The following is a 15,076-nucleotide window of genomic DNA, read 5'->3' as shown; positions in this document are numbered from 1 at the left end:
GGATGGGCACGTGAGCCCCGAAGCCCTGCACGTGCCCATCGCCGACGACGAGATCCGCCTCGGCCAGTTCCTCAAGCTCGCGGACCTCGCCGAGTCCGGCGCGCAGGCCCGCGAGCTCGTCGCCGACGGCGAGGTGCGGGTCAACGGGGAGGTCGACCTGCGTCGTGGCCGGCGCCTGGGACGCGGCGACGTCGTCGTGGTCGCGACCCCGCAGGGCGAGCGCAGCGCCGTCGTCGGCTGACGCGGCGCCCCTCAGCCCGCCATGTAGGCGGAGCTCATCACCTTGTCGACCGCGATACGGAGCACGACGCGGTCCGGGTTGGGCTCGAGCGGACGGTACCGGCGGGCGTAGCGAGCCACGGCGTCGACGATCTCCTCGAGGTCGGGCACGACCTCGACCGGGCCCTCGAGGGTGATCCACCGGCCGCCCTCGACCTGGCACACCGACGCCCGGGGCGCGGCGGCCCCGTGGGTGCGGCGTGCCGCGTTGCGCGCCTTCACGGATCCCCGGTTGGTGGTGATGCGGACGACGCCCGCGTCGTCGTCCCAGGTGAACGCCACGGGCACGACGTGCGGCGAACCGTCGTCGCGCAGGGTCGTCAGGGTCGCGAGGTGCCGCTCCGTCACGAAGACGCGCTGCTCGGGGTTGAGGTGGACCACGAAGCCCCACTCTACGAGCGCGTACGGGTTCCCCACGCGACCGTCGGGCGAACCCTGCGGACTCCCCTGATGCCGGTCGTGCGCCGGGGTGCCTACCGTCGGTGCCACCTACCTGGAGGTGACCCATGACCGCACGACGCCGTGCGTCCGCCCTGCTCGCCGCCGTGACCGTCGCAGCGGCCGCCGCTGTCGCGGCCGTCCCCCTCGCCGTCGCGGGGGCCGCCGGCGCAGCGACCGCCACCTGCACCGCTCCCGCGTGGGCCGAGGGCTCGACCTACACCGCGGGCACGCAGGTCACCTTCGACGGGCACACCTACACCGCGCTCGTCACGCACACCGCGTACGTGGGCGCCGGCTGGACGCCCGCCGCGACCCCGACCCTGTGGAAGGACGGCGGCGCCTGCACCGGGGCGCCCACCGGCACGGGAACGCCGACCGCGACCCAGACGCCGACACAGACCTCGACGGCCACCCCGACCCCGACGCAGACGCCCACCCAGACCACCAGCCCCACCACCCCGCCCGACGACGGCTGCGCCACGAAGCCCCGGCCGGCCGGCAAGGTCCTGCAGGGGTACTGGGAGAACTGGGACGGCGCGTCGAACGGCGTGCACCCGGGGCTCGGCTGGATCCCGATCACCGACGCGCGCATCGCGCAGCACGGCTACAACGTGGTGAACCTCGCGTTCCCCGTCATCCTCTCCGACGGGACCGTCCTGTGGCAGGACGGCATGGACTCCGGCGTCAAGGTCGCCACGCCCGCCGAGATGTGCGCCGCCAAGGCGAACGGCCTGACGCTCCTCATGTCGATCGGCGGCGCGACCGCCGGGATCGACCTGAGCTCGTCCACCGTCGCCGACAAGTTCGTCTCGACGATCGTCCCGATCCTCAAGACGTACCACTTCGACGGGATCGACATCGACATCGAGACCGGGCTGTCGGGCAGCGGCAGCATCGGGACGCTGTCGGCGTCGCAGGCCAACCTCGAGCGCATCATCGACGGCGTGCTCGCCCAGATGCCCGCCGGGTTTGGGCTCACCATGGCCCCCGAGACGGCGTACGTCACCGGCGGCTCGGTCACCTACGGCTCCATCTGGGGGTCCTACCTGCCGATCATCAAGAAGTACGTCGACAACGGCCGGCTGTGGTGGCTCAACATGCAGTACTACAACGGGTCCATGTACGGCTGTTCGGGCGACTCGTACGGCGCCGGCACCGTCGCCGGGTTCACCGCGCAGACCACGTGCCTCGCGAACGGGCTGACCATCCAGGGCACCACGATCACCGTGCCGTACGACAAGCAGGTCCCGGGTCTCCCCGCGCAGTCCGGTGCCGGAGGCGGGTACATGGCGCCGTCGCTCGTGAGCCAGTCGTGGAACGCGTTCGGCGGGAAGCTCAAGGGCCTCATGACCTGGTCGATCAACTGGGACGGGTCGAAGGGCTGGACCTTCGGCGACAACGTCAAGGCCCTCGAGGGTCGCTGACGCCGACCTCGTGCCGGCCGACACGACGACGGCCGCCCCGGAACCCTCCGGGGCGGCCGTCGTCCTGCGTGGTCAGACCAGGCAGCTCGGGCCCAGCAGCGCCTTGAGGTCGCCGAACAGGGCGGGAGTCCGCTCGACGCGGAGCGTGTCCTCGAGCCGCATCACCGTCGCCCGGCCGGGCTCGGTGAGCTTCAGGTGCACCTCCGACGCCCCCGGGTGGGTGCGCAGGATCTCCCGCAGCCGCTCCACCACGGGCTGCGTGCACCGCACCGACGGCAGGCTCACCGTCACCGGGCCGTCAGGCGACGCCGAGACGTCCGGGAGCGACACCTCCATCGCCTGGAGCTGCATCGCGTCGTCCCGACGGCGCACGCGCCCCCGCAGGGTCACGACGGTGTCCTCCGCGAGGATCGTCGAGTACGCGAGGTACGTCTCGCCGAAGAACATGACCTCGACCGAGCCCTCGAGGTCCTCCACGGCGACGGACGCCCACGGGTTGCCGTTCTTCGACCACCGGTGCTGGACGTTGGTCAGCAGGCCCGCGATCGTCACGGTCGAGCCGTCGGCCCGCTCCTCGTCGGCCAGCAGCGCCGCGATCGTCGTCTCCGCGGCGCGCGACAGCACGTGCTCGAGGCCGGAGAGCGGATGGTCCGAGACGTAGAGCCCCAGCATCTCGCGCTCGAACGCGAGCCGCTGCTTCTTCTCCCAGTCCGGGAGGTCCGGGACGTCCACGCTGAACCCGACGGTGGCGCCGTCGTCGTCGGCGGCGAAGTCCGCGAACAGGTCGAACTGCCCCTCGGCCTCCTTGCGCTTGACGCTGATCACCGAGTCGACGGCCATCTCGTGGACGGCGAGCAGCGCGCGGCGCGTGTGCCCGAGCGAGTCGAACGCACCCGCCTTGATGAGCGACTCGATGGTCCTCTTGTTGCACACGACGGCCGGGACCTTGTCGAGGAAGTCCGTGAACGAGGTGAACTCGCCCTTGTCCTCGCGGGTCGCGGTGATCGCGTCGACGACGTTCGCGCCCACGTTGCGGACCGCGGTCAGACCGAACCGGATGTCGTCGCCGACCGCCGTGAAGTTCGCGGCGGACGAGTTCACGTCCGGCGGCAGCACCGTGATCCCCATCCGGCGGCACTCCGACAGGTACAGCGCCGACTTGTCCTTGTCGTCGCGCACGCTCGTCAGCAGCGCCGCCATGTACTCCGTCGGGTAGTTCGCCTTCATGAAGGCGGTCCAGTACGACACCAGGCCGTAGCCCGCCGAGTGCGCCTTGTTGAAGGCGTAGCCCGCGAACGGGACCAGCGTGTCCCAGACGGCCTGGATCGCCTTGTCGGAGTAGCCCCGCTCGCGCATGCCCGTCTGGAAGGGCACGAACTCCTTGTCGAGGATCTCCTTCTTCTTCTTCCCCATCGCGCGACGCAGCAGGTCCGCCTGGCCCAGCGAGTAGCCCGCGAGGATCTGGGCGGCGCGCTGGACCTGCTCCTGGTAGACGATCAGGCCGTACGTCTCGCCCAGCACCTCCGCGAGCGGCTTCTCGAGCTCCGGGTGGATCGGGGTGATCTCCTGCAGCCCGTTCTTGCGCAGCGCGTAGTTCGTGTGCGAGTTCATGCCCATCGGGCCCGGGCGGTACAGCGCGATGACGGCGGAGATGTCCTCGAAGTTGTCGGGACGCATCTGCCGGAGCAGCGCGCGCATCGGGCCGCCGTCGAGCTGGAACACGCCCAGCGTGTCGCCTCGGGTCAGCAGCGCGTATGCGGCCTCGTCATCGAGCGGGACCGACTCGATCTCGACCGGCTCCTTGCCGTTCGCGACGATGTTGCCGAGCGCGTCGTCGAGGATCGTCAGGTTCCGCAGCCCGAGGAAGTCCATCTTGATCAGCCCGAGCGTCTCCGACGTCGGGTAGTCGAACTGGGTGATGATCGCGCCGTCCTGCGGGCGACGCATGGTCGGGATGACGTTCGTCAGCGGGACGCTCGACATGATGAGCGCGCAGGCGTGCACGCCCCACTGCCGCTTCAGCCCCTCGATGCCCCGCGCGAGCTCGACGACGCGCTGCGCCTCCGGGTCCGCGCTGTGCACCTGGCGGAACTGCTCGGCCTCGCCGTAGCGCGGGTCCTGCGGGTTGAAGATCCCGCCCAGCGAGATGTCCTTGCCCATGACCGCGGGCGGCATCGCCTTGGTGAGCTTCTCCCCCATCGCGAACGGGAAGCCCAGCAGGCGCGACGAGTCCTTCAGCGCCTGCTTCGCCTTGATCGTGCCGTAGGTGACGACCTGCGAGACGCGGTCGTCGCCGTACTTGTCCGTGACGTACTTGATGACCTCACCGCGCCGACGCTCGTCGAAGTCCACGTCGACGTCGGGCATGGAGACGCGCTCCGGGTTGAGGAAGCGCTCGAAGATCAGCCCGTGCTGCAGCGGGTCCAGCTCGGTGATGCCCATGACGTACGAGGCCATGGAGCCCGCCGCCGAACCACGGCCCGGCCCCACCCGGATGCCTTGCGACTTGGCCCAGTTGATGAAGTCGGCGACCACGAGGAAGTACCCCGGGAAGCCCATCTGCAGGATGACCTCGGTCTCGTACTCCGCCTGCTTGCGCGACGCCTCAGGCACGCCGTCGGGGTACCGGCGGTGCAGGCCCGCCTCGACCTCCTTGACGAACCAGCTCGTCTCGTCCTCGCCGTCGGGCACCGGGAACCGCGGCATGTAGTTCGCCGACGTGTCGAACGACACCTCGCACTGCTCCGCCAGCCGCAGCGTGTTGTCGCACGCCTCCGGCAGCTCCGCCCACACCCGGCGCATCTCCTCCGCCGACTTCACGTAGTAGCCGTCGCCGTCGAACTTGAACCGGTCCGGGTCGTCCAGCGTGGAGCCCGAGTTGATCGCCAGGAGCGCCTCCTGCGAGGTCGCGTCCTCCTGGCGCACGTAGTGCAGGTCGTTCGTCGCGAGCAGCGGCGCGTCGATCGCCTCCGCCAGGCGCAGCAGGTCCTTGATCACGCGTCGCTCGATGTCCAGCCCGTGGTCCATCAGCTCGACGTAGAAGTACTCCTTGCCGTAGATGTCCTGCAGCTCGCCGGCCACCCGGACCGCCTCGTCCCACTGGCCCAGCCGCAGCCGTGTCTGGATCTCCCCCGACGGGCACCCCGTCGACGCCGCCATCCCGCCCGCGTACGTCTCCAGCAGGTCCCGGTCCATGCGCGGCCACTTGCCCATCTGGCCCTCGAGCGACGCCAGCGAGCTCGCCCGGAACAGGTTGTGCAGACCCTCGTTGTTCCGCGCCCACATCGTCATGTGCGTGTACGCGCCGCGCGCCGACACGTCGTCCGACTCCTGGCCCTGCTGGCCGAACCGCACCCTCGTCTGGTCGAACCGGCTCGTGCCCGGGGTGATGTACGCCTCGACGCCGAGGATCGGCTTGATCCCGTGCGACCTCGCCTTGCTCCAGAACTCGAACGCGCCGAACAGGTACCCGTGGTCCGTGATCGCGATCGACTTCTGGCCGAGCCGCTCCACCTCGGAGAACAACGAGTCGAGGCGGGCCGCGCCGTCGAGCATCGAGTACTCGGTGTGGACGTGGAGGTGGACGAAGTCTTCCCCGGTCGGCATGGGTCGAGTCTAGGTGCGTGCACCGACATCACCGGTCACCCCGAGCGGCGTGTGGTCGGCCGCAGGGTCTTCGCGGCGTCGCGGTGCTCGATGCCCGCGTCCAGGTAGACCGGGCCCTCGACGGCGTAACCGAGCCGTTCGTAGAACCCCACGGCCTGGAGCTGCGCGCTCAGGACGACGCGGCACCGGCCCGTGTCCGCGTGCTCGGCGAGCGCCACGGCCTCGAGCTCGCGCATGAGCAGCGCACCGAGGCCCGTGCCGCGCCAGGTGGCGTCGACTGCGACGCGGCCCACGTGCACCTCGCCCGGACGGGCGGGGTCGGTGAGCAGGCGTCCCGTCGCGACGACGACGCCGTCCCGGTCGCGCAGCACGAGGTGCGTGGTGGTCGGGTCGGTGTCGAGCGCGTCGACCTCCTCCTCGGCCGGCACGCCCTGCTCGTCGACGAACACGCGGACCCGCAGGGCCTGCGCCTCGGCGAGCCCGTCCGGCGTCCGGACCCGCTCCACGGTCACGTGCTGCCCCGCCGAGCCCTCGGACATCTTCATGCGTGCTCCTCCGTCAGCGGCCTGCGTCGGCCCCGCGCACGACCTCGAGCGCGTGCTGCAGGTCGTCCGGGTAGTCGCTCGTGACCTCGAGCCACTCGCCCGTCGTGGGGTGCTCGAACCCCAGCCGGACCGCGTGCAGCCACTGGCGCGAGAGCCCGGCGCGCGCGGCGAGCCGCGGGTCCGCCCCGTACGTGAGGTCGCCCACGAGCGGGTGGCGGACCGCCTGGAAGTGCACCCGGATCTGGTGCGTCCGCCCCGTCTCGAGGTGGACCTCCACGAGGGACGCCGACGGCACCATCTCGAGGACCTCGTAGTGCGTGACCGACGGCTTGCCGTCCGCCGTCACCGCGAACTTGTAGTCGGCGCCCGGGTGCCGCCCGATCGGCGCGTCGATCGTGCCCGTCGTCGGCTCGGGGTGACCCTGCGCGAGCGCGTGGTAGACCTTCTCGACGGTGCGCTCCTTGAAGGCCCGCTTGAGGAGCGTGTACGCACGCTCGCTCTTCGCGACGACCATGAGCCCGCTCGTGCCGACGTCGAGCCGGTGGACGATGCCCTGCCGCTCGGCCGCACCCGACGTCGAGATCCGGTACCCGGCCGCGACCAGCGCACCGACCACCGTCGGCCCGGCCCAGCCCGGTGACGGGTGCGCCGCGACCCCGACCGGCTTGTCCACGACCACGACGTCGTCGTCCTCGTAGGCGATGCGCATGCCGGGCACCGGCTCGGCCACGACCTGCACCTCGTCCCGGTCCTCGTCGGGCAGCTCGACGTCGAGCCACGCGCCGGCGCGCAGCCGGTCCGACTTGCCGAGCGCGACACCGTCCTGAAGGACGCCGCCCGCGGCGGCCGCCTCGGCTGCGCGCGTCCGAGAGAGCCCGAGCATGCGCGCGAGGGCAGCGTCGACGCGCTCGCCGGCCAGCTTGTCCGGCACGGGGAAGCTGCGGCTCGCCACCGTCAGCGCCCCTCGGCGCGCTCGGGGCTCTCGCCGTCGGCCTCGTGGCGCGGCCGAGCCGCGGCGTCGTCGGCGATCGGGCGCCCGTCCATGCCGATGCCGCGCAGCGCCAGCAACGCGATCAGGACCGCTGCGACGACGATCGCGATGTCCGCGACGTTCCCGACGAACCAGTGCCCGTAGCCGATGAAGTCGACGACGTAGCCCCGGGCCACGCCGGGGGCCCGCAGCAGGCGGTCGGCCAGGTTGCCCACGGCCCCGCCGAGGAGCAGCCCGAGCGCGACGGCCCACCCGGTCGAGCGCAGGCGCCGCAGGGACCGGACGATGAAGACCACGACGACGACGACGATGATCGTGAGCAGCCACGTCATTCCGGTGGCGATCGAGAGGGCGGCCCCGGGGTTGTAGACGAGCCGAAGATGGAAGAACCCGCCGGGCACGTCGACCGTCTTGCCGTCCCGCAGCGCGTGCTGCGCCCACGCCTTCGTGAGCTGGTCGAGCACGAGGACGACGGCCGCGATCGCGGCCAGGAGGACCACGAGACGGCGGCTCGGCCGCGTCGCCGCCGCGTGCGCGGCTGCGGGCACCTCGCCGGGCTCGGAGGCGGGCACGTGCTCGGGCTCGCGGCCGTCGGACGCGGCTCGCTCGGGTGGGTTGCTCATCGCCGCACAGTGTCTCACGCGGCGACGTGCCTCCCGGTCGGACTACCGACGCTCCTCGCGCTGCTTGCAGTCGATGCACAGCGTCGCGCGCGGGAACGCCTGGAGCCGCGCCTTGCCGATCGCCTTGCCGCACGACTCGCAGACGCCGTACGTGCCGGCGGCGATCCGGTCCAACGCACGCGAGTTCTGCGCCAGCAGGTCTCGGGTGTTGTTGACGAGCGTGAGCTCCTGGTCGCGCTCGAGCGCGCTCGAGCCCGAGTCCGCCTGGTCGTCCCCCGAGCCGTCGCCCGAGTCCCTCAGGAGCGCGGAGAGCTCCTGGTCGGCGGCGGCGAACTCGACCTGGAGCCGGGCGTTCTCCTCGATGAGGCCGTGAGCGAGCTCCTCGACCTCTTCCACGGTCCACGGCTCCTCGCCGTCACGGACCGGGAACGACTTGACGTCCCGGACGAGGTGGGGGAACTGCTTGCGGGTCGCGGCACGGACCGCGACGTCACGCTTGGCCATCATGAACCTCCCTCGTTCGGACTCACGCGAGGCTAGACGCCCGCGCGAGGTACTACAACACACCACGCCGGAACATTCCGCTCGCCGAACGCGCGCTCGACCTGCGACGTCACCCGGAGACGGACGAGCCGCCACCCGCCCGAAGGCGGGTGGCGGCTCATGGCGCCGAAGGAGCGTGCCCGACGGTCCGGTGACGGTCTCCGGTCTGCCCGACCCTGCCCTGACGGCTCAGATGCCCGCGGTGATGTCCGAGCTGGACCCGCCGCGTGCCGGGAGCGCGCTGCCCCGGGCGTCGATGTCGCCCAGGAGGTTCTGCAGGTAGCTCTTGAGGCGGGTGCGGTAGTCGCGCTCGAAGATCCGCAGCTCGTCGATCTTGCGCTCGAGGAGCGAACGCTCCTGCTCGAGCTGCGAGAGCGTGCGCTGCGACTGGTTCTCCGCCTCGCGGACGATGCGGGTGCTCTCCTCCTGGGCCTCGGCGAGCAGGCGCTCACCCTCGGACTTGCCCGCGTTGACGTAGTCGTCGTGGACCTTCTGGGCGAGCTGGAGCATGCCCGTCGCGGAAGCCGGCTCCGCGGGCTGCTGCGGCTCGGCGGCGGCCACGGGCTCGGGCTGCGGCTCGGGCGCGGCGACCGGCTCGGGCTGGAAGCCCGTGGCCGCGTCGGCCCGGCTGAGCTCCGCGATCCGGCGCTCGGCGGCGGCCAGCTTGGCCTTGACGGACTCGTTCTCCTCCTGGACCGAGTTGAGGGTCCGGACGACCTCGTCGAGGAAGTCGTCGACTTCCTCGATGTCGTAGCCCTCCTTGAACTTCACGGTCGAGAAGGTCTTGCTGAGGATGTCCTCGGCGGTCAGCAGTGCCATCGCGTCACCTCGATGAGTTGGGCAGTCGGGCAGGGTCGTGCGTTCCACGGTAGCGGAGTCAGGCCGGGGACCGCCAAAGAGGCCGTGCCCGGTCCGACGCGGCACCCACGGCCCGAGGGCGCGTCAGCGCCCCAGGCTGGTGAAGAGCCGCCACAGGAACGACACGACGAAGAACAGGATGATGTAGCCGAGGTCGAGCTGGACGGAGCCCAGCCGGATCGGCGGGATGATGCGCCGCAGCAGCCGCAGCGGTGGGTCCGTGACCGTGTACACGGCCTCGGCCACCACGAGCACGACGCCGCGTGGTCGCCAGTCCCGGGCGAACACCTGGACCCAGTCGAGGATCAGGCGCCCGATCAGGAGCAGCAGGTAGACGAAGAGCAGGATGCCGATGACGGAGAAGATCACCACGGCTGAACTGTGCCATCTCCCGCGCCCTCGGCGCGTGCGCGGCTCACGCTCACGCGATCAGCTCTGGTTGTAGATGCCGGCACCGCGAGGCTGGCCCGCGGCGGCACGCTCCTCGCCGGTGACCTCGACGTGCTCGGGCGACAGCAGGAACACCTTGTTGGTGACCCGCTCGATCGCACCGTGCAGACCGAACGTCAGGCCGGCGGAGAAGTCGACGAGCCGCTTGGCGTCCGCGTCGTCCATGTCCGACAGGTTGATGATCACGGGGGTGCCCGCACGGAACGCGTCGCCGATGACGAGCGCGTCGTTGTACGAGCGCGGGTGCACCGTGACGATCCGCCTGAGGTCGACGCCCTGCGACGTCGTCGGGCGAGACTCCCGGACCTCGCGCACCGGCGAGTACGCGGGCGCCCGTCCGATCGGGGTCACGGGTGCGAAGTCCTCCCCCACGCCACCGTCGGCGTCGTCGTAGTCGTCCATGTACTCCTGCTCCTCGGCCTCGCCGCGGTCGTCGGCGAGCCCCAGGTACAGCATGGTCTTGCGCAGCGTTCCAGCCATGGCCTGAGCTCCTCCCCCGGTCGAACGACCGTCGTGTGATTCACGCTAGCCCAGCCCGCGCGACAGCCGTGCAGCGACACGCCCGGCGTGTCGGTGCACGACGACGCCCGCGAACCGCCCCGTGGGCGTCCGGCGCCCGTCGCGCCGGTGGGAGTAGAACCGCTCGTCCTCGAGCGTGCAGATCCCGAGGACCTCGACGCGACCCACCCCGGCGGCGGCGAGCTGGGCGGCGACGCCGGCGGGCAGGTCGAGCGCGGGCGTCCCGGCGCGGGTCTGCGCCCAGGTGGCCGGGACGCCCGCCGCGACGTCCTCGCGCATCTGCTCCGGGACCTCGTAGCACGCGCCGCACACGCTCGGCCCGACGACGGCGCGCAGCGACCCGCGCCGCGCGCCCCGGTCGACGAGCGCGTCGACGGCGGCACCGACGACGTCCAGCTCGACGCCGCGCCGGCCCGCGTGCGCGCAGCCCACGACGCCGCGCTCGGGGTCGGCCAGGAGCACCGGCACGCAGTCGGCCACGAGCACGGCGAGCGCGTGCCCGTCGGCGCTGACGAGCGCGTCGGCCTCGCCGACCGAGTCGCGCGCGGGCGCCTCGTCGTCGGGAGCGCGCTCGACGACGATCACCCCGCGGCCGTGTACCTGTGTCATGAAGCTCACGGGCGTCCCGACGGTCGCGGACACCGCGGCACGGTTGGCGCGGACGCGGTCCGGGTCGTCGCCGACGCCCAGCCCGAGGTCGAGACTCGCCCAGGGCGCCGGGGACAGCCCGCCGGTGCGCGTCGTGAACCCCGCCCGGACACCCGGCCCGAGATCCACCTCGAGCAGCGGTACGGGCGGCCGCGTCGCACCGACGCGGCCGCCCGTGCCCGGGTCGTGCCCCACTACTTGAGGAAGTCCGGCACGTCGAGCTCGTCGACGGCGCGGCGCAGCGGCTCCTCCTCGACCAGGCGCGGCACCGAGACCGGAGAGCTCGACGCCGTGGTCTCGGTCTCGACGATCACGGCGGCGTCGTCCTCGGCGTCGTCCGCGTCGAGCGGGACGAGCGGACGGGCGGCTCCGGCCTGTGCCGGCTGCGGGACGAGCGGCCGCGGCGTCGCCGCGGACGTCGACGGTGCGGAGGCCGCAGGAGCGGCGGCGGACGACGAGCCGAGCACCGGGACCGACGGGACCTGAGGCACCGCGCCCGACACCGCACCCTGGACCTGGCCGAGCGCCTGCCCCTCCTTGCGCGTCTGCGGGCCGCCGCCGTCGAACCCGGCCGCGATCACGGTCACCCGCACCTCGTCGCCGAGGGCGTCGTCGATCACGGCACCGAAGATGATGTTCGCCTCGGGGTGCGCCGCCTCGTGCACGAGGCGCGCGGCCTCGTTGATCTCGAACAGCCCGAGGTCGGATCCGCCCTGGATGGACAGCAGCACGCCGTGGGCGCCGTCGATGCTGGCCTCGAGCAGCGGCGAGGAGATCGCAAACTCGGCGGCCTGGACCGCGCGGTCCTCGCCGCGCGCCGAGCCGATCCCCATGAGCGCGCTGCCCGCGCCCTGCATGACGGACTTCACGTCGGCGAAGTCGAGGTTGATCAGACCCGGGGTGGTGATGAGGTCGGTGATGCCCTGGACACCGGAGAGCAGCACCTGGTCGGCCGAGTGGAACGCCTGCAGCGCGGTCACCGCGCGGTCCGACATGGACAGCAGCCGGTCGTTCGGGATGACGATGAGCGTGTCGACCTCGCTGCGCAGCGTGTCGATGCCCTGGTCGGCCTGGACCGAGCGGCGGCGCCCCTCGAAGGTGAAGGGCCGCGTCACGACGCCCACGGTGAGCGCGCCGAGCGACCGCGCGATGCGGGCCACGACGGGCGCGCCGCCCGTGCCCGTCCCGCCGCCCTCGCCCGCGGTGACGAAGACCATGTCGGCGCCCCGCAGGACGTCCTCGATCTCGTCCTGGTGGTCCTCGGCCGCCTTGCGCCCGACCTCGGGGTCGGCGCCGGCGCCCAGCCCGCGCGTGAGCTCGCGGCCGACGTCGAGCTTGACGTCGGCGTCGGACATGAGCAGGGCCTGCGCGTCGGTGTTGATCGCGATGAACTCGACACCCTTGAGACCGACCTCGATCATCCGGTTCACGGCGTTGACGCCGCCACCGCCGATGCCGACCACCTTGATGACTGCCAGGTAGTTCTGCGGAGTTGCCACGGTGTGCCTCTCGATCCTTGCGTGTGGTGTCGTGCGGTCGCTGCCCCCGCGCCGTGGCCCGGGTCTCAACCTTCACCCTCAAGTTGAGGGTTAGAGTTATGTCATCCTCGTCTTGCTGCGAACGTAGGGGGCGCGGGCTGCGTCGGCAACGACCCGCCCGCGCGTGTCGCGAGATCCGTGCCGAACCACCCGTCCGGCGGGGTGCCCGACGCTCACCGGGTCACCGGCAACGTGGGCGCCGAGACGTCGAACACGTGCGCGTCCCTCGTCTGCTTCGCCGCCCTCAGCGCCTCGAGCACCCGGACCTTGAGGGCCGAGTCCTGCGCGCTGCCCCAGACCACCCGGGCCCCGCCCTTGAGGGTCAGCTCGACGGTGTCCTGCGTGGCCGCCTCGACGGCCGTGACCTGTGCCGAGAGCTTCTCGGGCAGCGCCCCGAGAACGGCCAGGACCGCGTCGAGGGCATGGTGGTCGGCGCCGTCGACCGGCACGGTCACGACCGGCACGCCCTTCGGCGCCTTCGTGACCGTCGCGACCCGCACGCCGTCCGTGTCGAGCAGCGCGTACCGGTTCTGCTCCGGCACCGCCGCGACGGGCTCGCGCGGCGTCACCCGCACCGTCAAACCGTGCGGCCAGTCGCGCACGATCGCCACGTCCTTGACGCCGCGCACGTCGAGCATCCGCGTGCGCAGCGAGACCGTGTCGAGGCGCGGCAACGGGACGCCGTCCGCCTCCGCCGCGATCCGCTCGACCTCGGACGTGTCCACGAGGCTGCCCGCTCCGACGACGCGGACGTCGTCGGCACGCGTCGCGAGCACCGGCGAGAAGAACGCGAGCCAGGCGAGCGCACCGACGAGCACGAGGACGAGCAGCGTCCAGGCGAGCCGGCGCCACCGCCGGTGCCGACGCATCGCCGCGCGCTCGGCCAGCCGGTCGACCATGCCGGTCGAGACGACGGCGCCGCGCCCCCCGACCGCCGGGACGGGCGCGCTCGGCGGGTCGCGCCGCGCCCGGTCCGGCGCGCTCGGCGGTTCGCGTCGGACCGGGACGGACGACGTCGCCGGCGCCCGCCGGCCCGGCGAGGGCGTCGGCGCGGTCGGCGGAGCGCTCCGCTGCTCGTCGTCGCGCGCTGCCGGCTCGACCGGGTCCGGGCCCGGGGGACGACCACGGTCCCGCAGCGGCGCGGGCCGCGGGCGGGACGGTCGGGACGGCGGACGCGACGGCACGGGCTACTCCCCCACCCGGCCGCGCAGCGCGTCGAGGACGACCGGGCCGAGCTCGGTGACGTCGCCCGCGCCGACGGTGAGCACGAGGTCTCCGGGACGGGCCAGCGCCGCCGCGGCGTGTGCCGCCGCGACCCGGTCCTCCACCGCGTGCGGCGCAGCGCCGGACCGGGTCTCCGGGAGGAGGTCGGTGATGGAGCGGGCCGTCGTCGTGGGGTCGGGATCCTCGCGGGCCGCGTACACGCCCGTCACGACGACCTCGTCCGCGAGCGCGAGCGCGTCCGCGAACGCGCGGGCGAACGTGCGGGTCCGCGAGTACAGGTGGGGCTGGAACAGCACGACGATCCGCCCGTCGCCCACCACGTCGCGCGCGGCCGTCAGCAGGGCGGTGATCTCGGTGGGGTGGTGGGCGTAGTCGTCGACGACGCGCACGCCGTCCGCCTCGCCGCGCGCCTCGAAGCGGCGTCCGGTCCCGCGGAAGGCCTCGGCGGCAGCGGCGGCGCCCTCGAACGGGGCGCCGAGCGCGACGGCAGCGAGCACGGCGCCGGCGGCGTTCAGCACGTTGTGGGCGCCGGGCACGCGCAGCACGAGCCGCGCGGCCGCGCCGTCGACGAGCTCCGGGCTCCCGCCCAGCCCCGAGGCGCGCACGCGGAGCGTCGCGGTGGCGCCGGCAGCCGTGCGCACGTCCTCGACGACGAGGTCGCTCGTCGGGTCCGTCCCGTACGTCCAGGCCGTCCCGCCACCTGCCCGGTGCCGCGCTGCGAGCGACGCCGAGCCCGGGTCGTCCGCGCACGCCACGAGCGCCCCGCCCGGCACCACGCGGGCTGCGAACGCCACGAACGCGTCGTCGAAGGCCTCGCGCGTGCCGTAGTGGTCGAGGTGGTCGGGCTCGACGTTCGTCACGAGCGCCACGGTCGGCGCGTACGCGAGGAACGAGCCGTCCGACTCGTCCGCCTCGGCGACCAGCACGTCGCCCCGACCGAGATGCCCGCCGGGAAGCGCGCCGTCGTCGGTCAGGACGCTGCCGCCGACGGCGAACGACGGGTCCTCGCCCAGCTCGCGCAGGATCGTGGCCACCATGGCGGACGTGGTCGTCTTGCCGTGGGCGCCCGCGACCGCGACCCCGCGGCGCCCCACCATGAGCGCGGCGAGGGCCTGGGACCGGTGCAGCACGCGCAGCCCCAGCGCGCGAGCCGCGACGAGCTCCGGGTTGTCGTCCCGGACCGCGCTCGACAGCACCACGGTCCGGGCGTCGCCGACGGCTGCGGCGTCGTGCCCGACCGTCACCGGGACGCCGGCCTCGCGCAGCCGCGCCACGACCGCGCTGTCCCGTGCGTCCGAGCCCTGGACCGGGACGCCGCGCGCCGCGAGCAGCTCGGCGACGACGGACATGCCCGCGCCGCCGATGCCGACCAGGTGGGTCGGCCCCA

General features: G+C 72.7%; 15 protein-coding genes. 2 read left to right on the top strand and 13 right to left on the bottom strand.

All coding sequences use genetic code 11. From position 1 onward, the window contains the following. Nucleotides 1–10 precede the first annotated feature (10 nt). Complete coding sequence (locus tag KDY119_RS07535; protein ID WP_036951295.1) at nt 11–241, top strand: RNA-binding S4 domain-containing protein; 231 nt, start codon at nt 11–13, stop codon at nt 239–241. A gap of 11 nt (nt 242–252) precedes the next feature. Here the strand turns inward: KDY119_RS07535 and KDY119_RS07530 are convergent, their stop codons facing one another. Further along, nucleotides 253–696 (bottom strand): pyridoxamine 5'-phosphate oxidase family protein, encoded by a 444-nt coding sequence (locus KDY119_RS07530; protein WP_407657428.1) that lies wholly within the window; start codon nt 694–696, stop codon nt 253–255. An 89-nt stretch (nt 697–785) separates the two neighbouring features. Between KDY119_RS07530 and KDY119_RS07525 the strand changes: the two genes are divergently transcribed. After that, nucleotides 786–2,144 carry a carbohydrate-binding protein gene (locus KDY119_RS07525; protein ID WP_153022140.1) on the top strand — a complete coding sequence of 453 codons (1,359 nt, stop codon included), beginning with the start codon at nt 786–788 and terminating at the stop codon, nt 2,142–2,144. 72 nt (nt 2,145–2,216) lie between these two features. On the opposite strand, the gene dnaE is transcribed toward KDY119_RS07525, so the two are convergent. The 12 genes from dnaE to murC all read right to left on the bottom strand — a co-directional run bounded on the left by dnaE (nt 2,217) and on the right by murC (nt 15,038). Further along, nucleotides 2,217–5,750: a DNA polymerase III subunit alpha gene (gene dnaE / locus KDY119_RS07520; RefSeq protein ID WP_036951303.1), complete on the bottom strand. Its 3,534-nt coding sequence runs from the start codon at nt 5,748–5,750 to the stop codon at nt 2,217–2,219. 35 nt (nt 5,751–5,785) lie between these two features. After that, entirely contained in the window at nt 5,786–6,295 is a 510-nt protein-coding gene (locus tag KDY119_RS07515; RefSeq protein ID WP_227994563.1) for a GNAT family N-acetyltransferase, read from the bottom strand. A gap of 13 nt (nt 6,296–6,308) precedes the next feature. Next, on the bottom strand, nt 6,309–7,247 hold the full coding sequence (locus KDY119_RS07510; protein WP_036951305.1) for an RluA family pseudouridine synthase: 939 nt from the start codon (nt 7,245–7,247) through the stop codon (nt 6,309–6,311). A gap of 2 nt (nt 7,248–7,249) precedes the next feature. Continuing rightward, nucleotides 7,250–7,909 carry a signal peptidase II gene (gene lspA / locus KDY119_RS07505; protein ID WP_083890909.1) on the bottom strand — a complete coding sequence of 220 codons (660 nt, stop codon included), beginning with the start codon at nt 7,907–7,909 and terminating at the stop codon, nt 7,250–7,252. Between the two features lie 42 nt (nt 7,910–7,951). Continuing rightward, nucleotides 7,952–8,413: a TraR/DksA family transcriptional regulator gene (locus KDY119_RS07500; protein WP_153022698.1), complete on the bottom strand. Its 462-nt coding sequence runs from the start codon at nt 8,411–8,413 to the stop codon at nt 7,952–7,954. A 228-nt stretch (nt 8,414–8,641) separates the two neighbouring features. Beyond that, entirely contained in the window at nt 8,642–9,271 is a 630-nt protein-coding gene (locus KDY119_RS07495; protein WP_153022139.1) for a DivIVA domain-containing protein, read from the bottom strand. A gap of 123 nt (nt 9,272–9,394) precedes the next feature. Beyond that, the gene (locus KDY119_RS07490; protein WP_051136749.1) at nt 9,395–9,679 is read right to left on the bottom strand and encodes a YggT family protein; all 285 of its coding nucleotides are present in this window, start codon (nt 9,677–9,679) and stop codon (nt 9,395–9,397) included. A 60-nt stretch (nt 9,680–9,739) separates the two neighbouring features. After that, nucleotides 9,740–10,240 carry a cell division protein SepF gene (locus tag KDY119_RS07485; RefSeq protein ID WP_036951312.1) on the bottom strand — a complete coding sequence of 167 codons (501 nt, stop codon included), beginning with the start codon at nt 10,238–10,240 and terminating at the stop codon, nt 9,740–9,742. 45 nt (nt 10,241–10,285) lie between these two features. Then, nucleotides 10,286–11,122: a polyphenol oxidase family protein gene (locus KDY119_RS07480; protein ID WP_227994562.1), complete on the bottom strand. Its 837-nt coding sequence runs from the start codon at nt 11,120–11,122 to the stop codon at nt 10,286–10,288. Then, on the bottom strand, nt 11,122–12,426 hold the full coding sequence (gene ftsZ, locus KDY119_RS07475; RefSeq protein WP_153022138.1) for a cell division protein FtsZ: 1,305 nt from the start codon (nt 12,424–12,426) through the stop codon (nt 11,122–11,124). Before ftsZ ends, KDY119_RS07480 begins: the two co-directional genes overlap by 1 nt. A gap of 212 nt (nt 12,427–12,638) precedes the next feature. Next, nucleotides 12,639–13,649 (bottom strand): cell division protein FtsQ/DivIB, encoded by a 1,011-nt coding sequence (locus KDY119_RS07470; protein WP_153022137.1) that lies wholly within the window; start codon nt 13,647–13,649, stop codon nt 12,639–12,641. Between the two features lie 3 nt (nt 13,650–13,652). Next, the gene (gene murC, locus KDY119_RS07465) at nt 13,653–15,038 is read right to left on the bottom strand and encodes a UDP-N-acetylmuramate--L-alanine ligase (RefSeq protein WP_153022696.1); all 1,386 of its coding nucleotides are present in this window, start codon (nt 15,036–15,038) and stop codon (nt 13,653–13,655) included. Between the last annotated feature and the right edge of the window lie 38 nt (nt 15,039–15,076).

Origin of the sequence: Luteimicrobium xylanilyticum (assembly GCF_009429125.1) — a bacterium.
GTDB classification, from domain to species: Bacteria; Actinomycetota; Actinomycetes; order Actinomycetales; family Cellulomonadaceae; genus Luteimicrobium; species Luteimicrobium xylanilyticum.
Note: the sequence above shows the minus strand (reverse complement) of the source record. Positions and strands in the feature narration are given on the sequence as shown.